The organism is Pantoea sp. X-Soil-ISGK-275, from assembly GCF_059730795.1.
Window position 1 is genome coordinate 707,702 of the sequence record NZ_AP035977.1, and the last position, 25,221, is coordinate 732,922.

24 protein-coding genes are annotated in these 25,221 nt (G+C 58.0%); 8 read left to right on the forward strand and 16 right to left on the reverse strand.

Translation table 11 applies throughout. The features are described 5' to 3' along the window. Positions 1-73: 73 nt before the first annotated feature. A complete protein-coding gene (locus AC6I8A_RS22765) occupies positions 74-754 on the forward strand; it encodes an SDR family NAD(P)-dependent oxidoreductase (RefSeq protein WP_497819268.1) in 681 nt (226 codons plus the stop codon). A gap of 90 nt (positions 755-844) precedes the next feature. On the opposite strand, the gene AC6I8A_RS22770 is transcribed toward AC6I8A_RS22765, so the two are convergent. Next, positions 845-1,771: a LysR family transcriptional regulator gene (locus AC6I8A_RS22770; RefSeq protein ID WP_497819269.1), complete on the reverse strand. Its 927-nt coding sequence runs from the start codon at positions 1,769-1,771 to the stop codon at positions 845-847. Positions 1,772-1,852: 81 nt separating this feature from the next. Here AC6I8A_RS22770 and AC6I8A_RS22775 point away from each other — a divergent pair, with 81 nt between their 5' ends. Together AC6I8A_RS22775 and AC6I8A_RS22780 are read left to right on the forward strand one after the other, a co-directional pair. Further along, positions 1,853-2,674 carry an MBL fold metallo-hydrolase gene (locus tag AC6I8A_RS22775; RefSeq protein WP_479490889.1) on the forward strand — a complete coding sequence of 274 codons (822 nt, stop codon included), beginning with the start codon at positions 1,853-1,855 and terminating at the stop codon, positions 2,672-2,674. A gap of 4 nt (positions 2,675-2,678) precedes the next feature. Next, the gene (locus AC6I8A_RS22780; RefSeq protein ID WP_497819270.1) at positions 2,679-4,004 is read left to right on the forward strand and encodes an amidase; all 1,326 of its coding nucleotides are present in this window, start codon (positions 2,679-2,681) and stop codon (positions 4,002-4,004) included. A 115-nt stretch (positions 4,005-4,119) separates the two neighbouring features. Here AC6I8A_RS22780 and AC6I8A_RS22785 read toward each other — a convergent pair whose 3' ends face one another. The 4 genes from AC6I8A_RS22785 to AC6I8A_RS22800 are packed head-to-tail and all read right to left on the reverse strand — an operon-like array spanning position 4,120 to position 7,697. Then, positions 4,120-4,527 carry a DUF2000 family protein gene (locus AC6I8A_RS22785; RefSeq protein WP_265302164.1) on the reverse strand — a complete coding sequence of 136 codons (408 nt, stop codon included), beginning with the start codon at positions 4,525-4,527 and terminating at the stop codon, positions 4,120-4,122. 34 nt (positions 4,528-4,561) lie between these two features. Then, positions 4,562-5,419 (reverse strand): AraC family transcriptional regulator, encoded by an 858-nt coding sequence (locus AC6I8A_RS22790; protein ID WP_256698545.1) that lies wholly within the window; start codon positions 5,417-5,419, stop codon positions 4,562-4,564. A gap of 21 nt (positions 5,420-5,440) precedes the next feature. Further along, complete coding sequence (locus AC6I8A_RS22795) at positions 5,441-6,739, reverse strand: SLC13 family permease (protein ID WP_497819271.1); 1,299 nt, start codon at positions 6,737-6,739, stop codon at positions 5,441-5,443. Positions 6,740-6,797: 58 nt separating this feature from the next. Then, positions 6,798-7,697: a LysR substrate-binding domain-containing protein gene (locus AC6I8A_RS22800; RefSeq protein ID WP_497819272.1), complete on the reverse strand. Its 900-nt coding sequence runs from the start codon at positions 7,695-7,697 to the stop codon at positions 6,798-6,800. Positions 7,698-7,796: 99 nt separating this feature from the next. On the opposite strand from AC6I8A_RS22800, the gene AC6I8A_RS22805 reads away from it, so the two are divergent. Next, complete coding sequence (locus AC6I8A_RS22805) at positions 7,797-8,567, forward strand: 2OG-Fe(II) oxygenase (RefSeq protein WP_265302157.1); 771 nt, start codon at positions 7,797-7,799, stop codon at positions 8,565-8,567. Here the strand turns inward: AC6I8A_RS22805 and AC6I8A_RS22810 are convergent. Beyond that, a complete protein-coding gene (locus AC6I8A_RS22810; protein ID WP_479490885.1) occupies positions 8,562-9,635 on the reverse strand; it encodes a DUF2817 domain-containing protein in 1,074 nt (357 codons plus the stop codon). The two genes, AC6I8A_RS22805 and AC6I8A_RS22810, sit on opposite strands and share 6 nt — an antisense overlap. A gap of 74 nt (positions 9,636-9,709) precedes the next feature. Next, complete coding sequence (locus AC6I8A_RS22815) at positions 9,710-10,480, reverse strand: transporter substrate-binding domain-containing protein (RefSeq protein ID WP_256698540.1); 771 nt, start codon at positions 10,478-10,480, stop codon at positions 9,710-9,712. A gap of 259 nt (positions 10,481-10,739) precedes the next feature. Between AC6I8A_RS22815 and AC6I8A_RS22820 the strand changes: the two genes are divergently transcribed. The 3 genes from AC6I8A_RS22820 to AC6I8A_RS22830 are packed head-to-tail and all read left to right on the forward strand — an operon-like array spanning position 10,740 to position 13,575. Then, positions 10,740-11,501, forward strand: coding sequence for an alpha/beta hydrolase (locus AC6I8A_RS22820; protein WP_497819273.1), 762 nt, complete (start codon positions 10,740-10,742; stop codon positions 11,499-11,501). A 23-nt stretch (positions 11,502-11,524) separates the two neighbouring features. Beyond that, positions 11,525-12,199: a heavy metal response regulator transcription factor gene (locus AC6I8A_RS22825; protein WP_293797785.1), complete on the forward strand. Its 675-nt coding sequence runs from the start codon at positions 11,525-11,527 to the stop codon at positions 12,197-12,199. Further along, positions 12,196-13,575, forward strand: a complete 1,380-nt coding sequence (locus AC6I8A_RS22830) for a heavy metal sensor histidine kinase (protein ID WP_497819274.1) — start codon at positions 12,196-12,198, stop codon at positions 13,573-13,575. Before AC6I8A_RS22825 ends, AC6I8A_RS22830 begins: the two co-directional genes overlap by 4 nt. Positions 13,576-13,621: 46 nt before the next feature. On the opposite strand, the gene nfsB is transcribed toward AC6I8A_RS22830, so the two are convergent. Then, positions 13,622-14,275, reverse strand: coding sequence for an oxygen-insensitive NAD(P)H nitroreductase (gene nfsB, locus AC6I8A_RS22835; protein WP_256698536.1), 654 nt, complete (start codon positions 14,273-14,275; stop codon positions 13,622-13,624). Between the two features lie 28 nt (positions 14,276-14,303). Continuing rightward, a complete protein-coding gene (locus tag AC6I8A_RS22840) occupies positions 14,304-15,305 on the reverse strand; it encodes a zinc-binding alcohol dehydrogenase family protein (RefSeq protein WP_497819275.1) in 1,002 nt (333 codons plus the stop codon). A gap of 142 nt (positions 15,306-15,447) precedes the next feature. Between AC6I8A_RS22840 and AC6I8A_RS22845 the strand changes: the two genes are divergently transcribed. After that, positions 15,448-16,356 (forward strand): LysR family transcriptional regulator, encoded by a 909-nt coding sequence (locus AC6I8A_RS22845; RefSeq protein WP_256698534.1) that lies wholly within the window; start codon positions 15,448-15,450, stop codon positions 16,354-16,356. A gap of 74 nt (positions 16,357-16,430) precedes the next feature. Here AC6I8A_RS22845 and AC6I8A_RS22850 read toward each other — a convergent pair whose 3' ends face one another. From AC6I8A_RS22850 to AC6I8A_RS22880, 7 genes are read right to left on the reverse strand one after another with little or no spacing between them, the layout of a single operon-like run. Then, on the reverse strand, positions 16,431-17,051 hold the full coding sequence (locus tag AC6I8A_RS22850) for a TetR/AcrR family transcriptional regulator (RefSeq protein ID WP_154156549.1): 621 nt from the start codon (positions 17,049-17,051) through the stop codon (positions 16,431-16,433). Between the two features lie 30 nt (positions 17,052-17,081). Then, positions 17,082-18,233, reverse strand: a complete 1,152-nt coding sequence (locus AC6I8A_RS22855; protein ID WP_497819276.1) for a pyridoxal phosphate-dependent aminotransferase — start codon at positions 18,231-18,233, stop codon at positions 17,082-17,084. A gap of 11 nt (positions 18,234-18,244) precedes the next feature. Then, positions 18,245-19,051 carry an SDR family oxidoreductase gene (locus AC6I8A_RS22860; protein ID WP_256698532.1) on the reverse strand — a complete coding sequence of 269 codons (807 nt, stop codon included), beginning with the start codon at positions 19,049-19,051 and terminating at the stop codon, positions 18,245-18,247. Positions 19,052-19,054: 3 nt separating this feature from the next. Further along, positions 19,055-20,737 (reverse strand): hydantoinase B/oxoprolinase family protein, encoded by a 1,683-nt coding sequence (locus AC6I8A_RS22865; protein WP_293792546.1) that lies wholly within the window; start codon positions 20,735-20,737, stop codon positions 19,055-19,057. Then, positions 20,737-22,824, reverse strand: coding sequence for a hydantoinase/oxoprolinase family protein (locus AC6I8A_RS22870; protein WP_497819277.1), 2,088 nt, complete (start codon positions 22,822-22,824; stop codon positions 20,737-20,739). The genes AC6I8A_RS22865 and AC6I8A_RS22870 overlap by 1 nt, the downstream gene beginning before the upstream one ends. Before the next feature lie 42 nt (positions 22,825-22,866). Beyond that, complete coding sequence (locus tag AC6I8A_RS22875) at positions 22,867-24,207, reverse strand: MFS transporter (RefSeq protein WP_154156554.1); 1,341 nt, start codon at positions 24,205-24,207, stop codon at positions 22,867-22,869. 55 nt (positions 24,208-24,262) lie between these two features. Continuing rightward, positions 24,263-24,895: an RraA family protein gene (locus tag AC6I8A_RS22880; RefSeq protein ID WP_256698528.1), complete on the reverse strand. Its 633-nt coding sequence runs from the start codon at positions 24,893-24,895 to the stop codon at positions 24,263-24,265. Positions 24,896-25,221: the final 326 nt, after the last annotated feature.

A 25,221-nucleotide genomic window follows, 5' to 3' on the forward strand; every position in this document is an offset into this window, starting at 1 on the left:
GTCAATGCTGCGCGTTCCGCCTGCCCTCACCCGGCGCTACACTCTATGCATATCAAACACCGAGGAGAACAACATGAACATTTTACTGATTGGCGCATCGCGTGGATTGGGTTTGGCACTGGCGGAAACCATGCTGCAGCGCGGTTATCAGGTGGTCGCCACCGGACGTGAAAATTCGACAGGGAATTTACAGCAACTGGCCGATCGCTTCCCCGCACAACTTACGGTAGAAAGCGTGGATATCAATGAACCCGAACAGGTCAAGGCGCTACATGCGCGACTGGCAGATCGCCAGTTCGACATGCTGTTTATTAACGCGGGCGTGAAAAATGACGATCGCGAAACCATCGCCGATGTCTCAACCAGTGAGTTTAACCGCGTGATGGTGACCAACGCGCTGAGTCCGCTGCGGGTGATCGAGACCTTTAAAGATTGCGTGACGACCAGCGGCACCATCGCCGTAATGTCTTCCGGCCAGGGCAGTTTGACCAACAACACCAACGGTAATTACGAGGTGTATCGCGGCAGCAAAGCGGCGCTGAATATGTTTATGCGCAGCTTCGCCGCACGCAGTGGCGGCGAACGCACGTTATTGCTGATGGCGCCCGGCTGGGTGCGCACCGATATGGGCGGCCCGGAAGCGCGCCTGACCATAGAGGAGAGCATCCCGAATCTGCTGAATACCATGGAAAGTTACGCCGGACGGCGCGGGATCCATTATCTGGATTATTTAGGGCGCGTGGTGCCGTGGTGAGCGAGCAGGTCGGCATGTCGGTCGCCATAAATGGCGACCCTACGGAATTCCCGCCGCCCTGTCGTAGGGTCGCCATTCATGGCGACCTTATCAAAGCTTATTCATTATCAACCCGCGCAGCACATCCCGCAGCCAGCGGTTGGCGGCATCTTCGCTGCATGCGTTGTGCCACAGCAGCGACACCTCATAATCCGGCATGCTGACCGGCACGGGCGCGGCGCTCAAGTCATATAACGCGCACCAGCCTGGCACCAAACCCTGTGGCACCGTAGCGAACAGCGGCAGACGCTTAAGCAGCATTGGCAACGCGGAGAAGTGCGGCGTCACATAGCGCACGCGCCGCGCCATTCCATGCTGATGCAACTGCCGATCCAGCGCGCTTTCACTTACGCCGCGATATGACACCAGCGCGTGATCGTAATGGACAAACTGCTGCAGCGTCAGCGGCGCGTCGAGTTGAATCTGATCGCGGTGCCAAACCGTGCTGAAACCTGCGCGTAGGATCTTCTCACGCGTAAGGTCGCGGCTGGTTTCGTTGCCGACCGTGATCACCACATCCGCATGCTGCTGCTCCATTAGCGGAATCGCCTGCCACGGATCGGCGGCGATGACTTTCACATCAATATTTGGCGCCACGCACGCCAGTTCTGCCAGCAAATCCGGCATTAGCCAATGTTCCAGCCAATCGCTCATGCCAATGCGAAAACTGTAGCTATCTTCTGCCGCGTTGAACGGCTGCTGCGTGAAGATCACGCGATGCAGATCCTGCATCAGCGGCGCGAACTGCTGCACCAACTGCTCGGCGCGTGGCGTTGGCGTCATGCCGTTTGAGGCGCGCACAAACAGCGGATCGTCAAACATCTCGCGCAGACGCTTTAACGCCGCGCTCACGGCCGGTTGCCCAAGATAGAGCCGGTTTGCCGCCAGCGTGACGCTGCGCACCTCGTACATCACCAGCAACACCACCAGCAAATTCAGGTCGATGCGTGCAAAATCATTTTCGTTGATGCTTTGCATAATTTTAATCGATTTAAATAATAACCGTGCCGCCAGTATAGTGAGGCTTCTTCGCTGCAACCAAGCAATAAGGAGCACCTCATGATGACTCGCGTCGGCGATTGCCTGATTACCAAAGTGAGCGAACAAACCGCCATCTTCCCAATCGGCGTGCTGTTTACGCCGCATCGCGGGGAAATGAGTGACGAATTAGCCAATCAACCTGCTGAAATGTCGATTCACAGCTGGGTGGTGCGAACCGGCGAACACACCATCATCATCGATACTGCCACCGGCAACGGCCGCAATCGCGATAACAAACCGCTGTTTCATCAGCTGAATACGCCGTATGCCGAAAATCTGGCGCGCGCGGGCGTTGACCCGGCGGCCGTGACACTGGTGCTGATGACACATATTCATACCGATCACGTTGGCTGGAACACCCATCAACAAGACGGTGAATGGCAACCGATGTTCCCGAATGCGCGCTATATCTGCTCGGCGCGGGAACTGGCGCATTGCCAGCAAAATCCGGCGGCGCAGGAACTCTATCGCGATAGCATTCTGCCGTTGATCGAGAGCGGACAGCTTGAGACCATCAACGTGCAGGATTCCCCGCTGTTTGCGGGCGTGCTGCGCTATCTCTCCACACCGGGTCACAGCGGCGATCATGCATCGATCGTGTTAGAAAGCGTCGGTGAATCGGCCATCTTTGCTGGTGATGTGATGCACAATTCCATCCAGTTTCAGTATCCGCACTGGAACTCACTGTTTTGCGAGGATAAAGCGCTGGCCGCCACGTCGCGGCAACGCGTAGTGGACTGGTGCGCACAACATCAGGCAATCTGGTTCAGCACCCACTTTAATGGCAGCTCGTGCGGACGCGTCACGCGCGACGGGCAATGGATTCCACTGGAGGTTTAACCTGATGCAATACGCCGATTATCTCACCGCTTCGATTAACGATTTACAGCAGGCGCTGACGCAGCGCACGGTGAGCGCTCGCCAGTTAACGATGTTCGCGCTGCAACGCATTGGCGAGGTGGATCAACCGCGCTACAACGCCATTACCTGGCTGTTTGCCGAACAAGCCCTGGCAGCGGCGGACGCCAGCGATGCGCGTCGTCAGCACGGAGAAGTGGCGGGACCTTTGGAAGGGATTCCGGTGCTGATCAAAGACAATATCGAAGTGCAAGGCTGGCCGACCAGCGCCGGTTCGGTGCTGCTGCGTGAGGTTATCGCCAGCGACGATGCGCCGTTGGTTACTCGATTGAGAAAGGCAGGCGCGATTCTGATCGGCAAAACCGCCATGCATGAGCTGGCGGCGGGCATTACCGGCGCGTCATCGTTGAGCGGTTTTACCCACAATGCGTGGGTTGAAGGCCGCTCGCCGGGCGGATCGAGCAGCGGTTCTGCCGTGGCGGTCGCGGCCGGTTTTGTGCCGCTGGCGATCGGCAGCGATACCGCCGGATCGGTGCGCATTCCGGCGGCGTTTAATGCGTTGTTTGGACTGCGCATGACGCGCGGCGCCATCAGCACCAAAGGTATTGTGCCGCTGTCGCCAACGCAGGATATTCCCGGCCCGCTGGCACGCTCAGCAGAGGATTTACGGTTAGCATCTGAGATTTTGAGCGGGCAGCAGTTTGCCGAAAGCGATGAGCCACTGCGCATCGGCATCTGGCAGGAAGGTTTTGCTGCTGATGAAGTCGAGATTAATCAGGCGGTGCGCGCGGCGCTGGCGGATTTCGCGCCGCGTGAGGTGAGTTATCCGCAGTTGGAGACGTTGGCGGCTGACGCCAATATCATCGGCTACGAATTTGCTGATGCGCTGGCAAAGTATCTGGCGGACAAGCCTCAGGCACATATCCGCACGCTGGCGGAAGTGGTGGCGTCCAAGCGCTACCATCCGCAGCTGGAAACGGTCTTTACCACGCGGGCGCAGCATCCGGGCGTAGCGAGTGAAGGTTATCAGCAGGTACAGCAGCGTCAGCGCGATCTGTATCAGCAGCTGGCTGAATTTTTCGCTGCGCACCAGATCAATCTGCTGGCTTATCCAGTAGTGCGTCGTGCGCCGGTTAAGCACGGTGAGATGCAGGAAGGCAGCAACGCGCTGATTTCAGCGGTGACCGGTGCGCCAGCGATCAGCATTCCAGCAGGATTTAGCAATGAGGGTTTGCCGATTGGGCTGGAGCTGCTGGCGCTGCGAGGACGGGAAGATTTGTTGCTGAGCGCGGCGGATAGGTTTGTTTGCTAGCGCCGCCCTCACCCTGGCCCTCTCCGAGAGGGAGAGGGGATGATTAGCCGCTAAACTGCACATTCGGTTCCCTCTCCCGCATGCGGGAGAGGGTTAGGGTGAGGGAAAACCCGCACTACCCGTGCAACGTCAATCCCTTGATCGCCTTATCCACCGCTTTCTTTGGACCGCGCAGCGCAATGCCGACCAGATTCAAATTATCGGCATCCTCCGCCATAAAAACTTCGCGGTTCGCCGCGTCGTGGCCGGTGGAGAACATCGCTTCAACATAAGGAATAATGGTTAACTCTCGCTCTAATCCCTGACGATGCGCGCGCTGTAAACCGGTTAAATCCCCGGCGAACACCAGCATCGGCTGGCCCGCCATGTTGCCGTACTGTCGCGCTTTGGCATCAACATAGGGTTCGCCCATCATCTCGGGCGCGGCGGATGCCACGCCGGTGGCGAGAAACGCCACCACATTCAGGCGCTGCCAGGTGGCTAAATCATCACGTACGATCAGGGCGATTTTGGTATCAAACATCTGCAACAACTCTCCAATGACAACGAAAACCTCATCATCTAAGAGCGGACGGGGAAGCGTATAGAACGTTTGTGCACTGACGTTGATAAGCGGCGGGCGTCATGCGATAGGCGCGCTGGAACCAGCGGCCGAGATGGCTTTGATCGGCAAATCCTACCTGCGCTGCAACGTTTACCGGCTCAATGCCCTGTGCCAGCAAGGTGCGTGCGCTGCGTAAGCGCAAACGAACCAAATAGGCATGCGGCGATTGACCGAACGCCTGTTTGAACTGGCGCGTCAGGCGGAAACGATCGATGCCGGAAAGGCGCGACAGCTCATCCAGTCCAATATCCTGCGCCATAAAATCGTGCAGATAGTCGCGCAGCAGCTGCATCTGACGCATCGCTTCGCTGTGCTGCACGCTGGGTTTGGTATCCAGATGGCGCGATAGCATGGTAAGCAAGTGATCGAGACTTTGATCGCGCGCCAACCGCCCTTCGCCCTGATGCACCGCAAACCAGGCTTGCTGAATGGCGCTGGCTAACAGCGCATCGTCCGTGAGCGTGTGGCGAAAAGCGCCTTCGATATTCGACACATCGCCCAATCCGCGACGCTGCATCATCTCCGCCACCCAACTCTGCGGCAGATAAAGCATCACGTAGGTGAAACCCTCGGCGTCCGGCGCGTGTCCATCGTGAACCGCGCCCGGCTCGATCAAAATCGCCCGACCCGGTGTGCTGGTGTGCAGCGAACGGTGGCAGTTGAAGCGTTGTAAACCTTGCTGCGTCACGCCCACCAGCAGTTCGTTGTGATCGTGCGGATCGTAAGCATGTCCGCGAAAATGCGCGTTGACGCTTTCTATTCCGGTCTCATCGTCACGACGAAAATCAACCCAATCGTTATTGGCTGGCATAAGCATTCTCACGCAGAGATATCAGGCATAGCCTAGCAGCCGAAACCACAGGTAATCCAGCGGTAACAGCAACACCACGCTAAGCAGAAAAATCAGCGCGCACAGCTGCAAACCGGCCTTCGCCGGAACATTGCCGAGTCCCATCGCCACCACCACCGGCGACGCCTGATACGGCAGCAGCGGCGTAGCGTAGGCAAACACCTGCAACATGATCACGGTGAGCAGCGGAAAACCGGACGCGTTCGCCAGCTCTTGCGCCATCGGCGTCACCATCGCCGGCACGCCGTTGGCGGTGAGCACAAAATTTAGCAGCGATACCAGCGCATTAAGCACCGCGAAATTGCTAAAGGAGGGATGATCCTGCAGCGGCAATACGCTCAGTAGCGCGTTGGCGATCATCCGTCCCAGACCGGAATCCACCACCAGCGTGGCGACGCCGAGAATCCCGGCAATGTAGATGCAGGTGCGAAAATTCACCCCGCTGGCAAAGTCCTCGCTGGAGATAAACCCCACGCGCGGCAGCAAACAGATGCTGGCGGCAGCCAATCCTACCCATGCAGCCGGTAAGCCGTGCACGCTGTCGGTCATCCACAGCAGCAAGGTGACCGCCAGCAGGCCAATCAAGCGCCACTCGCTGCGGCTGAGCGCGCTTAAGCTATCGCGCTGTAGCACCGCTTTAGGCTGAGCACGAAACAGCAACAGCAGGCAAGCAATCAACAACAATCCTTTAGCGATGCCCACCACCGGCATGTGCAGCAACCACCACGGCAACCATTGCAGATGCAGCTGATAGGCGCTCTCCGCCGCGCCGCTCAGCACCAGATTCGGCACGTTGGCGGGCAAAATGCTGGCCGATAGCTGGAAAGTGCCAAATCCCACCGCCAGCGCCAGGCCAATACTGCCACGGCTGCCCACTTTGATTCCCGCGCGTTCGCCCATCGCCAGCACCACCGGCATCAGCAGCGCGATGCGTCCCATATTAGAGGGCATGACAAACGCCAGCAGATAAGTCAGCAGCACGGTGCCTGCAATCATGCGCGGCCAGCTTTGGCTGAGCGGCACCACCAGCCAGTTGGCCCAGCGCTGTGCAAGGCCGACTTTGCGGATCGCTGCGCCCAGCACAAAACCGCTGAGCACCAGCCAGAACGCCGATGAGGCAAAGCCGCTGAATACGCTGCTGGCGGGCGCCAGCTGAAGCAACATCGCCGCCGCGAAAAACAGCAGCGCGGTGACGTATTCCGGCAAACGCGCGCTGGCCCATAGCAAAATGGTGATGCCGACCACCAGCGCGGTAAGCCAGAAATTGAGATCTGCGGTCATTGGTGAACTCCCTTTCTTTTCCAGGTCGCCATGAATGGCGACCCTTCGAGTGGTTGCGTTAACCCGCTAGCTGCGTGAGCCAGCGGATCAGCGCGTCGCTGCCCGGCTGGCTGAGCGAACGCTGCGGCCAGGCGAGGAAATAGGGTTTGCTGAGCGGCAGGCTAAGTGGATCGACGATGACTAAATCGCCACACGCCAGTTCGTTGGCAATTAAACGCCGCTGACCGAGCAGCAAGCCCGCGCCTGCCACGGCGGCATCAATCGCCAGCGAGGTGAGATTGAAACTGAACGACGGCTGCGGTGGAGGTTCGTCAATGCCCTTCGCCTGAAACCAGCTGCGCCAGTCGGGTAAAAAGCGCCCTTCGTTGCCCCAGTCAAGGTGGATCAGCGGCGCATGCTGCAACACATCCTGATCAGCAAAACGTTGCAGTAGCGCCGGACTCGCCACCGGCAACACTTCATCCAGGAACAGCAACTGCTTATCCAACTGCGGATAACGATCTTCGCCGAAACAGATAACAAAATCGGCGGGCGTGGCGTTGAAATCCACCTGCGTATGCGTGCCGTGCAACGCTAAATCGATATCAGGACATTGCTCGCGCCACTGCGCAATATTCGGCAGCAGCCATTTTGAGGCCAGCGCCGGCAGCGAATAGAGCGTTAAACGCGGTGTTGATGCCGCATGACGCAGGTTTTGCTGACCGAGATGCAGAATGTCAAACGCTTCGGTGACATAACGCAGATACTCTTTGCCCATCTCCGTCAGCATCACACCGCTTTGCGTGCGCACAAACAGCGCGCTGCCTAATTGTTCTTCCAACTGGCGAATTTGCTGGCTCACCGCAGCGGGCGTTAACGCCAGTTGCGCAGCCGCTTTCGCCAGGCTGCCGAGTTCCGCCGCCACTTTGAACGATTGAATAACGCTGATTTTGGGCAAACGCGGTGATGGCGCGGGCATTAAGGTTTCCTTAGCAAGGTGTTAAATTTTTATCGTTACGTATTAACATATCAGCGAGTTACAGTCTTTACACACCTGTAACGCATGAGAAGTGAAACTATGTCTGCCTTGATTCGTTTCGATCTGCATCCGCTGGCCGATGCCGACTGGCGTCGCGCCTGCCGTGAGCAACTTAATCAGCACGGCGCGTTAGTTTTGCGTCAGTTTCTGCAGCCCGCCGCGCTGCAAGCCATCATTGCCGAAGGTGAGGCGCAGCGCCATCTGGCGTATCACACCGCCAGCAAACACAACGTTTATCTGATGAAGAAAGATGAGGCTTTCAGCGCCGATCATCCGCGTAATCGCGATGTCATCAGCACCAAAGGCTGCATCACCGATGATGTGATTGCCGCCGATTCGCCGCTGCGCCAGCTCTACAATGATGAACTGTTTAAAAGCTTCCTGTGCGATGTGCTGGGTGAAGAGGCGCTCTATCCGTATGCCGATCCGCTGTCGTCGATCAATCTGCACTACGCGCCCGACGGTCAGGAACTGGGCTGGCACTTTGATAACTCGTCGTTCGCCATCACGCTGCTGGTGCAGAAGCCGCGCGCCGGCGCGGTGTTCCAGTACGTGAAGGATCTGCGCGATGCCGATGCCGGCGAGATGAATTTCGACGGCGTGGCAGCGGTGCTGGATCAGCGCCAGCCAGTGGAAGCGCTGGCGATTGATGCCGGGGATTTGGTGCTATTCCGTGGCCGCAATTCGCTGCATCGCGTCACGCCAACCGAAGGCGATATCACGCGCATGCTGGCGGTGCTGGCGTACAACACCGAGCCGGGCATTGCGCTGTCGGAAACCGCCCGCATGACGTTTTACGGACGCTTATAAATCGATTAATGCCCGCCAGCCGCGTACGAAGATTTGCTGAGTGCGAAAGGCCACCAGCGCCCGCCAGTCAGCGTCGGCGGGCCAGAATCCTTCCACCAGTTCCTGCTTAATCGCCTGCCCGCTTTCACTGGCTGGATCGCCTTGCAGATGCAGCCAGTGATCGTCGCGCACGCGGCGATGCATCTCCTCGCCGGGATAAGTGCCGCACTCCACCACCAGCGGCAAAATCTGCGTGTTCGGAAGCGAGGTCAGCAGGAATTGCGAGACATAGCCGGTGGCCGTCGCGGTGACGCCGGTTTCGCTGTCGCGTCCCGCGCCGGTGAACAGCAGCGTTAACCATTCGCCGTAAATCGCTTTGCCCCAGTCATGCGCAGCGAAGCGCTGCTCGGCAATCGACAGCAGCATCGGATGTCCCCATGCGCCCGCGCCGGTATGCAAATCGAAACTGATGATGGTTTTGGCCTGCGATAAATGATGGGCGATGATGGTTTCCAGCGTGCGATACGACCAGCTTGGCTGTTGGCCGCCGTAAAAGAAACCGTCCGCCGCACCATATTGCCCCGCTTCCACCACGCGTTTTACCGCTGGCCAACCGGCGCTGTTGAGCGTTTCCGTTAACAGCTTATCGGCGCTGGCGCGATCGCCATGATAAATGCCATGCCACGCGGCGTAATCCGGATTGGCGGGTGCGGGCTGTGAAAAATCGATGAAGTTGCGATTGAGATCGATGTTGTCTTCATTGACGCGGCGTAAATGCGCTGCGCCCCACGGATTGAGCAGATGCAGCATCACGATGGCGGTGTCAGCGGGCAGCGCCGTGAGGTTGAAGGTATCCAGCCAGGCGATTTGGCAATCGGAGCCGTAATAGCCTTCCACGCCGTGCGTACCGGAAATCACCAGCATCAGACGGGATGCCTTAGCATCGCCGATCACCGCCACATCGGTGAAAAGTTCCTCTCCTTGCGGACCGGGTAACGGATGCGCGTAAGACGTTAATGCGCCGTTTTGTCGTTTAACGGCAGCGAGAAAACGGGCGCGTTGAGTTGGGTAGTGAGGTAAGTTTTGCATGATTTTTTGAATGAGTGTGGGTGCGGTTGGTGAGCGAGGTCGCCATAAATGGCGACCCTACGTGCATATGACTTTTACGGATAGACCTTAAACTTGAAGTACTTCTTCGCCAGTTGATCGTAAGTGCCGTTGCTGTGCAGTTCCGCCAGCGCGGTGTTGATCAACTTCAGATTGGCCGCATCGTCTTTCCGCAATCCAATGCCCACGCCATTACCCAACACTTCTTTATCCACCAGCGTGGCGCTGATGACGTAGTCTTTGCCTGCTGGCGTGTTAAGGAAACCTTGTTCTGCCGAAACCGCATTTGCCAGGCTGGCGTCGAGACGTCCTGCCACCAAGTCCGGATAGATCTCCATCTGATTGGGGTAAGAAACCACACTCACGCCTTTGGTTGCCCATTGCGCTTTGGCGTAAGTTTCCTGAATGGTGCCCTGCGCGACGCCAATTCTTTTGCCACGCAGCGCGTTAATGTCTCCGGTTAGCGGCGCGTTGGCCGGTGTGAGTAACGCGCTCGGCGTGACATAAAGCATGTCGCTGAAGGCCACCTGCTCGCGACGTTTTTCGGTCATCGACATCGCCGAGAGAATGGCATCAAACTTTCTCGCCTGCAGTGCCGGAATGCTGCCATCAAAACCAATCTGCACCCATTGGCACTTCACTTTCGCCTGGGCACAAATGGCGTTACCCAGATCGATATCAAAGCCCTGCAGCGAACCGTCGCTGGCTTTGGATTCAAACGGCGGGAACGTGGGATCGACGCCGAAACGCAAGGTTTCCTGAGCAAAAGAAGCGTGGCTAAACGCGCTCAGTGAAAGCAGTAAGGCAAAGGACAAACTTTTCTTCATTGTTCTCTCCGGCAGGTAGCTAAATTCACAACGTCATACAGAGTTAATAACATGGTGGACATGATCCCACTACAGAAATTACGGATTTAATGCAGAGTAAATACTTATAATTGTTAGTAGGTTAGCTTTTATTGATGCCCCATTAAGTTTTACTTAATGCTCGCCAGTTGCATGTCATTCTTTTGTCATAACTCGCTCACGCTGATGTCAGAGCCGATTGCATATCCTGATGGCCTACCTTCCCATCAGGAGCATTACGATGAAATTGAACAAACTTACTTTTGCAGCGGGCATGCTGTTGGCTATCGCAGGCGGCGCGGCACAGGTTCAGGCGCAGCCGGTGAAGAATATTGTGCTGGTGCATGGCGCGTTCGTCGTCGGTGCGGGATGGCGTCCGGTGTATGACCGTTTGACGCATGACGGCTACAACGTGACGCTGGTACAAGAACCGCTGACCGGCTTCCCGGAAGATGTGACGGCGACGCGCCGCATTATCGATCAGCAAAATGGCCCGGTGATTCTGGTCGGCCACAGTTACGGCAGTGCGATCATCACTGAAGCCGGTAACGACGCGAAAGTGGCTGGGCTGGTTTATATCGCAGCGCATGCGCTGGATAACGGCGAAACCGAAGCCAGCAACGGCAAAAAATTCCCCAACAGCGCGCATCCGTTTGCTAAATCCAGCGACGGTTATCTAACCATCGCGCCGGAAAATTACCACAGTGATTTCGCTGCCGATTTACCGGCGGCGCAGGCTGATTTTGAAGCGCACGCGCAGATGCCAACCAACTCAGCCGTGTTCACCGCCAACATTCCTGACCCGGCGTGGAAGACCAAGCCTAGCTGGTACATGGTGGCGAAAGCTGACAAAATCATCAGTCCCGATCTGGAGCGCATGTACGCCAAACGCGCGCACAGCCACACGGTGGAGATTGCCGGAGCCAGCCATTCGGTGTATCAATCGCATCCTGATGACGTCGCGAAGTTGATCGAGCAAGCCGCGTTACACGCCCAGCCCTGAAACCCTATCCCGCGGAGAAGCGCATGAAAATTTTGGTGATTGAAGATGAAGCCAAAGCGCGCGATTACATGCGCAAAGGATTGACCGAAGCGGGATTTATCGTCGATGTGGCGGAAAACGGCCAGGATGGTTTGTTCTATGCGCAGGAGCATCATTACGATTTGATTCTGCTCGACGTAATGATGCCCGGCATGGACGGCTGGCAAGTAATGGCGGCGCTGGATAAGCAGATCCACACGCCGGTAATTTTCCTCACCGCCAAAGGGACGCTGGAGGATCGTATCAAAGGGCTGGAACTCGGCGCAGATGATTATCTGGTGAAGCCCTTCTCGTTCGCCGAATTGTTGGCGCGGGTGCGCACCCAACTGCGGCGGGGCGGTCAGCAGAAGTTGCCGGATGTTCTCCAGCTCGCCGATCTGCAACTGGATATCCTGAAACGTCGCGTTGAGCGCGGCGGCCAGCGTATCGATCTCACCAATAAAGAGTTCAACCTGCTGCACTTGTTCCTACTGCATCCCGGCGAAGTGCTGACGCGCACCCTGATTGCCTCGCGCGTGTGGGACATGAATTTTGACAGCGACACCAACGTGGTGGATGTAGCGGTGAAACGTCTGCGACAGAAAATTGATGGCCCGTTTGCCCAGCCGCTGATTCACACCGTGTACGGCGTGGGATATCGCTGCGAAGCCGAATCATGAAGACCCGTTCGCTCGCCGCCCGCCTGTCGCTGCTGCTCAGCGCCACGGTGTTCGTCATCTTTTCCCTCAGCGGTATTGCGCTTTATCACTCGCTGGCGACACAGATTGGCGTGCGCGATGACGCGGCGCTGCTGACGCGCATCGATCAGATTCGCACCCTGCTGCGCGATGAAGATGCGATTACGTTGATTCAGCAAAAGCCGCGTTTATTCGCCAACATGCTCGGCAATACCGAATCGTTATTGGTGCTGCGTTTTCCGGGCCAGCCGCCGCTGATTGTGGTCAATCCCGGCCAGCGCCCGATTCCTGCGATTACGCCGGTTCCAGCCGATCAACCGCTGGCGCTGTCCTCGGTACATCATCTCGCTGCCGCTGACGGCACGCCGTTTATCTCAGCGGCCGCGCTGGCACCAACGCGTGATGGCAACGGCCAGATTGAGATCATCACCGGCCGCCTGATGAGCGACCGCACGCAAACGCTCAACAGTTATCGCGATCAAATCATCCTCGCCACCGCGCTGGCGGCGTTGATGGTGGCGGCGATCAGCGTCTGGCTGGTGCGGCGCGCTTTAACACCGCTGCGTCGGTTGGCGGCGCAGGCGGATGCCATTGACGTACGCCATTTGTCGCAGCGCATGCCTGAACAGGCAGCTGCGGAACTGCAGCCGCTGGTGGCGGCTTTTAATCAGATGCTGAGCCGCCTTGAAATGGGTTATCACCAGCTGAGCCAGGTTTCTGCCGATATGGCGCACGATCTGCGTACGCCGATTAGCACGCTGATCGGCCAAACCGAAGTGGCGCTGAGTCAGACGCGCAGCGTCGGCGATTATCAGGCGCTGCTCGGCTCCAATTACGAGGAGCTGGACCGGCTGGCGAAGATGATCGACAACATGCTGTTTCTCGCCAAAGCGGAAGATGCCAGCCAGGCAATGGATCTGCAGGACATCGATCTGGCGCAGCTTGGCGAGAAGTTGCAGGACTACTTTGACGGCATGGCAGAAGAGCAGTCGATGCGGCTGGAGATGACGCTGCACGGCGAACTTCGCGCCGATCCGCAACTGCTGCAACGCGCGCTGGCGAATCTGATGGCGAATGCCTTGCGCTATGGCGATCGAGATTCCACCGTACGAGTTTTCAATCAGGGCAACAGTTTGATGGTGGAAAATCAGGGTTCGCCGCTGAGTGCCGAACAGCAGGCGCGCATCTTTGATCGCTTCTGGCGCGCCGACGCGTCACGGCATCAGGGCAGCAGCGGTTTGGGATTATCGATTGTACGCAGCATTATGCGGCTGCATCAGGGACGTTGTGAGGTGCACAGCGAAGATGGCGTGAATCGTTTTACCTTGCGGTTTCCATCGGTTGGGTGCGGCCATTGAAACGGTGCGCATAAATGCGCACCCTACGAAATCGCGACCGCAAATTTTAAATAAAGGTAAAAATTTCCTCACGCGGCAAGCGTGATTTCGGCAATGCAGCGTTGAAATCCGCCTCGCTGCGATAGCCCAGCGACACCAGCACTACGCTGGTAAAGCCCTTCTCGCGCAGGCCCAGCGCCTGATCCAGCGCACGCTGGTCAAAACCTTCCATCGGCGTGGCATCAATGCCCAACATCGCCGCACCCAGCAACAATCCGCCTAACGCCAGGTAAACCTGTTTTTCCATCCACTGCGGCACATCGCGCTGCTCGTAACGGTGCATATCCACGTAGCTGCGACGGCTCTTATCCTGCCCCGCTTTGCCTTCTGGTTTGGCGAAACGACCATCTTTCTCTTCCTGCGCCAGCACATTCTGTAAATGCGCTTCATCGAGATCGGTACGCATGCACAGCGCGATAACGTGCGAGGCGTTCAGCACTTTCGGGCTGTTGTAGACAAAGGCGCCCTCGGTGGATTTGGCCATCTGCTCGCGACCGGCGGCGGTGGACGCCACCACAAAATGCCACGGCTGCGAGTTCACCGATGACGGGCTGTTGCGCAGCACGTTTAGCAAGGTGTCGATTTCATCCTGCGGCAGGCTTTTACCGCCCTCAAACGCTTTGACGGTGTGACGACGAGCGACTGCATCATTGAGTGTCATGTGAGATCTCCTGATTTATTTAAAATACTTAAAACCCGCTCAACACAATCTTACCGCGTGCGCGACCGCTCTCGATCAACGCATGCGCCTTGCGCAGATTGGCGGCACTGATGACGCCATGATGTTCGCCCGCGGTGGTTTGCAGGGTTTGGTCATCAATCAACTGGCTCACGCGCTGAAGAATCTCATGCTGGCGCTGCATATCGGCGGTATGGAACAACGAGCGGGTAAACATCAATTCCCAGTGCAGCGAAATCGCTTTGCGCTTCAGCGGCACCGCATCCAGCGTCTCGGGATCGTCGATCAACGCCATCTTGCCCTGTGGCGCAAGGGCATCAATCAGCTGATCGTAATAGCTGTCGGTGTGCGTCAGCGAGGCGACATAGCGCACCTCTTTATGCCCAATTGCCGCCAGCTGTTCGCCCAGCGGTTGAGAATGATCAATCACGTGATGCGCGCCGAGTGAACGCACCCAATCTGCCGTTTCCGGGCGGGATGCGGTACCGATCACCGTCAACCTGGTCAATTTGCTGGCAAGCTGCGTCAGCATGGAGCCAACGCCGCCGCCTGCGCCAATAATCAGTAGCGCGGCGTTGTCATCGGCCTGCACCTCCAGACGATCAAACAGCAGTTCCCACGCGGTGAGTGAGGTCAGCGGCAGCGCGGCGGCATCGGCGTCATTCAGCGAACGCGGTTTGTGCCCGGCGATGCGTTCATCCACCAGACCATATTCGGCATAGCTGCCGGCGCGAGTGATATCACCGGCGTAAAACACCTCGTCGCCCGGCTGGAACAGCGTGACCTCTGCGCCCACCGCTTCCACCACGCCCACCGCATCCCAACCCAGAATGCGCGGCTTATCGGTTGGCGCACCGGCGCGCACTTTGGTGTCCACCGGATTCACCGCGATGGCGTGAATTTTTACCAGCAGGTCACGCGCGCATGGCGTTGGCTTCTCAACCTCGAGCTCATACAGCGCATTTTCATCGGAAATCGGTAAACCGTTTTGGCTATAAACAATGGCTTTCATCAGGCAGATCCTTATTCATCAGCAGGTTTGGTGAAGTGAATCCAGCATAGCGGGCCGCCGCGCAATGAAAAATGCCAGTTGCAGGTGAACACTTTCACTCTTAGAGTGAAAATCCCTGCCGACTACCACGATGAATAAGAAGATGATCCGACTGGAAGATGTCACCCTGTTTGTGCGTTCCGCCGCACTCGGCAGCTTTTCACGCGCGGCGCGCGAGGTGAATTTGCTGCCCGGACAGGTCAGCGCGGCGATCCAGCGGCTGGAACGGGAACTGGACCGGCGCTTGTTTGCCCGTTCCACCCGCAGCCTGCGCTTAACCGCCGAAGGGGAAAAGTATCTGCCCTATGCGCAGGAGATGCTGGCGCTGATGCATGCCGGTGCCGACAGCTTGCAGAGCGATGAAGATGCGCTGAGCGGCGAGCTTAAAATCGCGCTGCCATCAGACATTGGCCGCAATATTCTGCTGCCGCTGATCACCGATTTTTGCCGCGAGCATCCAGCGCTGGCGGTGCGTCTCTCGTTTTCCGACCAGATCAGCGACGTGTTCCGCGATCCCGTGGATATTGCCATTCGCTACGGCAAGCTGGAAGACAGCAGCTACGTGGCGTTGCCGCTGGCAGAAGACAATCGCCGCGTGATGGTGGCGTCGCCGGATTACCTCGATCGTCACGGTCGCCCACAGATGCTGGAGGAGATCGCGCAGCATCATCATGGCCTGCTGTTTATTATGGGCGGCCACGTTTACGACAAATGGACATTTCCGCAGGATGGCATGCGCCGCCAGATCACGGTGAAAAGCCGCATGCTATGTGATGACGCCGAAGTGGCGCGGCGCTGGGCCATTGCCGGTATGGGCATCGCCTATAAATCGTGGATTGATGTGTGTGACGACGTGCTGGCCGGCAGGCTGGAGCGCGTAATGCCGGAGATGCCGGGAGAAAGCACGCCACTGCACCTTATCTGCCCGCATCGCAAACAGTTTTCCCCGGCGATCCGCGCGCTGCATGAGGTTTTGCGGCCCCCTCTGCGGGCGTTAACCGCGAAGCTTTAAGGCAGGTCGCCATGAATGGCGACCCTACGAGCGGGTTTTGTAGGGTCGCCATTCATGGCGACCTGGCACATAAACTATTTACTGCGGCTGGCTTCGGCGATGAATTCATTCGCGGTAGCGAAGCCGCGTAAACCGCCGACCAGAACCGACATCAGCTGGGTGCCGACCTGTTTTTCCGTCAGCCCTACCGTGTCGAGCAAATCAAAGATTTCGCGCGGATCGAACAGGATATTCCACAGGAACACCGCCTTATCGCCAATATCCGGCAGCTCCATCTCCTCCATCGCTTCACGCAACGCCGGGCGCAGCGCGTCGGCCTGCACTAACAGGTATTCCGCGCCTTCCCATAAACGTTCCAGATAGCCGCGGCGGTTACGCATCGGCACCATCGCCGCGCCGCGCTCACGCACCAGTTTGATCCAGTAACGGCTGACTTTTTCCAGCTTCAGTAAGCCGCTGCAGCTTTGCTCGAGACTGTAATCCAGCAGCAGTTGCCCCACGTCCTGACGATAAGCATTCAGCACTTCTTCAACCGACGTAAACTGACGATAGGCGGTGGCCACGGAGACGCCAGCTTCCGCGGCGATTTCCGTCATGCTTATCGGGGTTTCGGAGCGCTCGAACAAGCGGGCAGCTGCCTGAATCAGGTTCTTGCGGTTTCTTTCGGTATCACTGCGCATCGGTTTTCCCGTCATTGTGGGTATGCTTCCTTAAACGTGCTGATGTTACTTGAAACTGGCCAGGCCGCGCTTCAAACGGCGCACACCTTCAGTAATGGCTTCACTGCTGGCAGCGTAAGAGAGGCGCAAATGCCCTTCGCCCGCCGCGCCAAATTCACTGCCAGGCCGCACCGCGATGCCCTGTTCGCGCAGCAACGACACCATATCAATCGCCGGAATCGGCAACGAATAGGCCGGGAAGCAGTAAAACGCGCCTTCGGGTTCATTCAGTTTCAACTCTGGAATCGCCGACAATCCTTCCATCATCAGCACGCGACGCTGGCGGTAGACATCATACATACGTTTTACGTCATCTTTACACTGCGTCAGCGCCATCAGCGCCGCACGCTGCACCGCGCTGTTCACCGATCCGTTCACCGTATTGTGTACGCGCGCGGCGGCGGCGATCATCTCCGCCGGTCCCGCCAGATAACCCACGCGCCAGCCGGTCATGGCGTAACTTTTAGAGAAAGTCTGACAGAACAGCGTGCGTCCGGCAAAGGCGGGAATGTGCAGCACCGAGGTAAAGGGACGATCGGTAAATACCAGATCGCTATAAGCTTCATCAGCGATCACCAGCGTATCGTGCTGGTTCACCAGTTGGCCTAGCGCTTCAATTTCGGCGCGGCTGTGCACAATGCCGGTGGGATTGCCGGGATTGCAGAACACAAACAGTTTGGCGCCGTCGAGCGCACGATCCAGACGTTCCAGATCCCAGTGCAGATCCGCGCGGCACGGCATCGGCACGCAGATGCCGCCGACCATATTGACCAAATCCGCGTACAGCGAATAGGTTGGATCGGGGATCACCACGCGATCGCCTAGATTGACGATGGAGAGAATCGCCGCCGCAAGACCGGCGGTGCCGCCGTGCGTGACCAGAATTTCACCGGTTTTCACCGCGTTGCCGCTTTGCGCGGATACCTCGTCCGCCAGCGCGCTGCACAAGGCTTTGTCACCGAGCAGCGGCGCGTAATGGGTGTAACCGGCTTGCAGTGCTTCAACCGCGGCTTGCACGATGCGCGTCGGGGTATCGAAATCCGGTTCGCCCATCGCCAGAGAAACCATATCGCCGCTCGACGCAGGTTGCTGCACACGCAGCGAGGTGCGCTCTACACGTAATACCGCCTCGGCGGCTTTAAAATTTTGGCTCGACATAAGGATTCCTATTACGATTTTTCACGTTCGGCCTGGCACGCTGCCGGGGCATTTTTCCAGCGGCTGATCTCCAGATCGCCGGAGAGATCGCGCAGCACCGTCGGCGCGACAATCAGTTCTTCCACCACGGTGCGCGCCGGTAAGCTGGCGCACAGCAGAATGGCTTCAGCCACATCTTCCGGCTGCACCATGCCATCACGAATCGCCTGATCCGGCGGATTGGCGCGGTTATCCATGATCGGCGTGTTCACTTCACCCGGTAAAATGCAGGTTGAGCGGATGCCGTCGTTGCGGAAGGTGTTGTGCAGATAGGTCATAAAGTTGCGCACCGCGGCTTTCGCTGCGCCGTAGGCCGCGCCACCCAGCAGATTTGGCCGCAGCGCCGCCAGTGAGGATACGGTGATGATGGTGCCGTTTTTGCGCGCCAGCATGTCCGGCAGCAGCGCTTGCGTCAGCAGGAATACCGCTTTCATGTTGACGTCCTGTACCTGATCCCACTCCTCTTCGGCAATCCAGCGCGCATTCAGCGTCTTGCTGGCGCTGCCGGCGTTGTTAACCAGAATATCGACCTGGCCCCGTTCGGCTATCGCCCACGCCACCAGCGCCTCAACCTCGGTTTTTTGCGCGATATCTGCCGCATAAGCCGACACTTTACCGCCCTGCGCGATCAGGCTCGCCGCCACCTCATCCAGCACCGCCTGACGTCGTCCTACCAAAATCACCTGCGCCCCGCGCGCGGCAAAACCGGCTGCCGCCGCTTTACCAATTCCGCTGCCCGCGCCGGTAATCAGCACCACCTTTCCTGTTAATCTGTCCATGTTTTAGCCTCTTTTAAGGTCATGCAGGTTCACGCCGTAATCACGCAACGCGCCCGCTTCAGTGATGTAACCTTCCTGCACATCCCACAGGATGGCGTTGAGATCGCGTTCGGCCACCGGCATCTTGCCGCCGCCGCCCGGCATTTGAATGGTGACTTCGTCGCCGGGTAACACATCATGGCGTCCCACCGGTTTCGCCAGCGATGCGCCGTTAATCGCCACAACGTTTGGCGCACCCGCCGCCGCGCCTAACACGCCCTCTGCCGCGTGTCTTTGCCGCGAGTAGAACATGCTGTGCGAGAGGGGATATTTGCTGGTGTTGCGAATCACCATGCGCTGCGCCACGCCGCCGCGATAGCGCCCGGCACCGCCCGAATCGGGCACGATGGATTTCTGCAGAAACAGCAGCGGCGTGGCGGATTCAATCAGCTCAACCGGCGTGGAGGACATGTTGCCGGGGAAGCCGGTGACGATACCGTCGGCGGCAGGACGCGCGCCGGTGCCACCGTTGACGCACAGGCTTTCGACAAAGCGGCGTCCGTCATCAAATTGTCCGGCGAACACGTCGCAGGTGACCGGCGCGCTGCCCGAGTGGCCCATTACGCGATCCGGCATGATATCGGCCAGCGCAGTGAAAATGGCGGCGTGCGCCATGTGTCCGACGCGGTTACGCATCTCCACCGCACAAGGCGGCCGCGCATTGGCAATCGAGCCTTCGGGCGCGGTGACGGTGATGGATTTAAAGCAGCCTTCGTTATTCGGCAGATGCGGCTCAAGCAGGCATTTCAGCGGATAGACGCTGTAGGCATAGGTGAATGACATTGGGCAGTTGCTGCCAAACAGCGATTCCGCCGACGAACCGGCATAATCAATGGTGATGTTGCTGCCCTCAACAATCACCGCCACATTGAGATGGATATCGCCTTCGTAATCGCCAATATCCACCGCCGCTTCATAGCGACCATCCGGCACCGCTTCAATAGCTTTGCGCATGGCGATTTCAGTCAGCGAGTGAATCTTCTCCGCCAGCGGCGTCACCGATTCCAGCTGCAAATCCTCCATCAAGCCAAGTAAGCCGTTAGCGCCAATTTGGTTGGCCGCCAGCATGGCGTGCAGATCGCCTTCCACCTGATCCGGCGAGCGCACGTTGGCAAGGAACAGATCCAGCAACTGCTGGTTCACCTCGCCCGCGATCATCAGTTTGCTCGGCGGGATGAGGAATCCCTCTTCAAACATGTCGCGCGATGAGCCCATATTCAGTGAGCCGCCAATATCGGACATGTGCGCCGCCGCGCCGGTAAACGCCACCAGCTTGCCGGCGCGGAACACTGGCGTCACCACCGTCACGTCATTGAGGTGGCCGGTGCCGAGCCAGGGATCGTTAGTGATCAGCGCATCGCCGGGTTTTAGCGTCTCCGCCGGGAATTTCGCCAGCAGATGGCGCACCGTGGCGGGCAAGGTGCCAATAAACACTGGCACGCTGGTTTTCGGTTGTGCCAGCGAGCTGCCGCTGGCGTCCATCAGCAGGCAAGAGTAATCGCCTACTTCACGGATAATGCTCGAGAACGCCATGTTAACCAGCGTGGCCGCCGCCTCTTCCGAGATGCTGACAAGGCGATCCCAGGTAATGCGCAGGCTAATCGGATCGTCGAGAAAACGCAGATGATCGGGGGTTGTCGCACTCATTAGTTCAGCTCCATCAAAATATTACCTTGCGCGTCCAGCTGCGCGGATGCGCCGGGACCAACATAAATCGCGCACTCTTTTTCCTGCAACAGCGCCGGACCGTGAATGGCTTCGCCGGTAATCAGTAAGCTGCGTGGGATGACGCGGCAGGCGCTGAATCCCTGCTCGCGGCCCAGATAGACTTGCAAGCTCTTCTCGCGCGCGTCGGGTTCAGGATGGCTGAGTTGATCGGTGGTATTCAGCACGGGTGGCGTGGTCTGCACGCGACCGCGCCAGTTAACCACTTCCACACCTTGTCCCGGCAAAGTGCGACCAAAACGCGCCAGATGGGCGGCTTCAAAACTGTCGATTAAGGCTTGCACATCACCGTGCGCAAGGAAGCTTTCCGGCAGCGTGACGGTGAGCTCCGATCCCTGGCCGACATAGCGCACGCCCGCAAGCTTCTGCTGAATCGCGGTATTCGGATCAGCGTTGGCCGCCGCCAGCGTGGTGATCGCTTCGTCAAAGCCTTCGGCGAACAGCGCCGCAATGCGTTTTACATCAATGCCAGGCTGCAGGCGGCAGCGATCGCTGCGTACAAAGTCAGCGCTGGGCGGCGCGGTCAATAAGCCGAAGGCCGAGTAAACGCCCGCTCCGTTCGGGAAGTAAACGCGCTTAACGCTCAGCTGCTTCGCCAGCGACCAGGCGTGGCTTGGGCCCGCGCCACCAAACGCCAGCATAGTCATTTGCGCTGGGCTGACGTTTTTCTCCACCGAATGGGTGCGCAGCGCTTCAGACATTTTGCTGTTGGCTACTTCGTGAATGCCCCACGCGGCGTCTTCAATGCTCAGCCCCAGCGGTTCGGCGATGCGGCGAATCGCCTGGCGCGCGGCTTCTACATCGAGCGGCATGCGGCCACCGAGAAAGGCGTCGGGATCGAGCAAGCCCAGCACCAGATTGGCGTCGGTGACGGTTGGCTGCTCGCCGCCGCGTGCGTAGCAGGCTGGACCCGGCCAGGCGCTGGCACTTTCCGGGCCGATTTCCAGCAGGCCGAGGGAATCGACGCGCGCAATACTGCCGCCGCCCGCGCCAATCTCAATCATGTCCACCACCGGCAACTTCACCGGCAAGCCGCTGCCTTTCAGCAGGCGATCCGCGCGCCCCACTTCGTAATCGATGGTGATGGAGGGTTCGCCATCGCGCACTACGCACGCTTTTGCGGTGGTGCCGCCCATATCAAACGCCAGCACCTGACGTTCGGCATTTTTCCGCGCAAAGGCGGCGGTGGCGACGATGCCGCCTGCCGGGCCGGATTCAATGATGCGCGTGGGATAATCCGCTGCCACCTGCGGCGCCATCAGGCCGCCGTTCGATCCCATCACCAGCCAGTCGCAGGTGAAGCCGCCCTCGCGCAATTTGGTCTCCAGCCGTGCCATATAGCGGCGCGCTTTCGGCTGCACAAAGGCGTTCATGGCGGTTAGCACGCCGCGATCGTATTCGCGGATTTCACGCGACACTTTGTGCGACACCGAGATGGATACGCCCGGCAGTTCGCGGCTCAAAATCGCTTCGATGCGATTCTCATGTTCCGGCCACGCATAGGCATGCATGCACAACACGGCAACGGCTTCATAGCCTTGGTCGCGCAGCTCAGCGGCCAGCCGCACCACTTCGGCTTCGTCGAGCGGCGTTATCACCTCGCCGCGCGCCGTCACGCGTTCGCTGATTTCGTACGACTGTGAACGCGGCAGCAGCGGCTGCGCCGGTGCGCCATTCAGATCGTAGATGTCATAACGGTATTCACGCCCCAGCACCAAGACGTCACGGAAGCCGCGCGTCACCACGAAGGCGGTTTTCGCGCCGCGCCGCTCCAGCAGCGCGTTGATGGCCAGCGTCGTGCCGTGCGTGATGGTGTGAATGTCGCTGGCTTTGAGCCCGGCCAGCTCCACCAGTTGGGTTAAACCGGTGTACGCCCCTTCCGAAGGATCCTCCGGCGTGGTCAGGGTTTTATGCCGGATCGCCTCGCCAGTGATGTCATTCAACAGCACCAGATCGGTAAAAGTGCCGCCAATATCAAACCCTATACGCCAGGGTGACGCGTTTTTCATAATGACCTCGAAATCCAGAATGTGGGCAGATTGCTACGGCGTTCACTCGGCAGCGAGTGGCTTACCGGCGGTTTCTTTCAGATACAGCGTGCTGATGAGCGTCAGCGCGGCGGTGAAAATCACCATATAGCTGGGAATGCTGGCGATGCCGGTCAGGCCGATCAGCCACGTCATCAGTAATGGCGCGGAGCCGCCAAAGATCACCGTTGAGAGGTTGAAGCCGATGCTGTAGGCGCTGTAACGCACGTTGGTAGGGAACATTTCGGCCAGCGTCGCCTGAATCACACCGGCATGTCCGGCGAAGGCAAAGGCCAGCAGAACGGCCGCCATGCACGCCAGCGGGAACATGCCGAGCGTCAATAACCAGAAACAGGGCCACGCCAGCAGCGCCATCGCAATGGCCGACGCCACCAGCAGCGGCTTGCGTCCCAGACGATCCGACAGCCACGCCATCATCGGAATGGTGGCGATAATGGTGATCAACCCACAGGCGGTGACCATCAGGCTTTGAATCTGCTGGAAGTGCATCACTTTATTCAGGTAGGTCGGCATGTAGACAAACAGGATGTAATAGCCCGGACCGTTGACCGCTGGCAGCGTGATCGCCAGTCCAATCGCTTTCAGATGGCGCTTAGAGGAAAGCACTTCACGCAATGGATTGCGCACCACGCGCTTGTTGGCTTTTACCATCTGAAAATGGGGCGTGTCCTCAATGCGGGTGCGGATGTAGACACCAATCAAGGCCATTGGAATCGCCAGCAGGAACGGCACGCGCCACACCCAAGCGGTCATCGCCTCCGTGCCGAATACGTTGATCAATCCGCTGATCAGCAGGCTGCCGAACAGCAACGCGATAAACGATCCCATCACCAGCGGCGACATCACCACCGCGCGGCGATGATCTTCGGCATATTCCGCCACGAACGAACCGGCGCCCGAAACTTCGCCACCAGCAGAGAAACCCTGGACGATGCGCAGCAAAATCAGCAGCGCCGGTGCCGCCCAGCCAATGCTGGCGTAACTTGGCAGCAGGCCAATCGCCGCCGTCGCCAGCGAGATCATCAGCAAAAGAATCGCCAGCAGCTTCTGACGGCCCATTTTGTCGCCAAGATAGCCGCAAATGACGCCGCCGAACGGGCGCACAAAGAAGCTTACGGTGAAGCCGAGGTAGGTCAACATCAGGCCGGAATCGGTGGTGCTCATGTCACTGGCGGAAAACACCAGCACCAGTGAACTGACCAATAAGCCGTAAATGCCGTAGTCATACCACTCGACAAAGGATCCGACGCCGCCCGCCAGCGAGGCGCGACGGACGACGTTATTCTTGGTTGTTCCGTCCTTCGGCAAAGCGTAATCCATTGTTACCGCATGTGATTTCGTCATTGGTTTGCCCTGAAAGTGTGGTGAAAACATCCCCGGAATGCGCTAAGCCAGCGGCTTATTTATATTGACGCGTCACTTCTGCCGTCATTTCTGCTTCACGGCGCGCCACTTCCTGTACCGCCGTTAATACCGCTTCGGCGCGCCAGAAGGGAATGATGATCACGCCATCATCGTCGCCGACCACGATGTCACCCGCGCAGCACACTACGCCGCCAATCGCCACCGGTTCACCAATCACGCCCGGACCGTTTTTGAATGGGCCCGCCGGTGTGGTGCCGCGACAGAACGTGGGTAAACCGGTGGATTCAATCACGCTACGATCGCGAACTGCGCCGTCGATCACCTGCGCTACCGCACCGGCATGCTGAAAACGCTGCGTCAGCTGCTCACCCACCAGCGCCCGATCGATGTGACCCTGGCCGTTAATCATCATCACGTCGCCCGGTTGGATGTGATCCAGCGCGCGGATCACCGCCGCGTTGTCGCCAGCCGTGACCTGAACCGGAAAGGCAAAGCCGACAAATGCCGTGTTGGAGGAGACCGGAACAATGCCGCCATCGCACATATTGAGCCTTTCCATCGCATCGCCAATGTTGGCAACCGGAAATTCGGCGAATGCCGCCAGCCATTTATTTTCCGGGCGCTGCCATGATGTCGAAATACGGACTTCAGCCGTTTCAAGAGCCATTATCGGTCACCTTTTGAAATGAAAAATAATTATCAAGTGAGAAGCTTTTATCACTTTAAAAATTAGGTGTGCAACGTCTTTTTTACATGAATATGACAGGTGCGAGGTTTTAAATTAACGAAAAAATGGGGGCTTTATACGGAAGATGGCGAATTAAACATATGATTAATAACCACAATATCAACTTAATTATTAATACATGGATCAGTTAAATGCTGCAATAAATCGGATTTCACGCTGATATAGTGTTTTCTTATGTCTGTTTTATGAGAAGAGGCACAAATTAAGTGCATTAATGATTAAATAGAGCGATGCGCGTCACAATT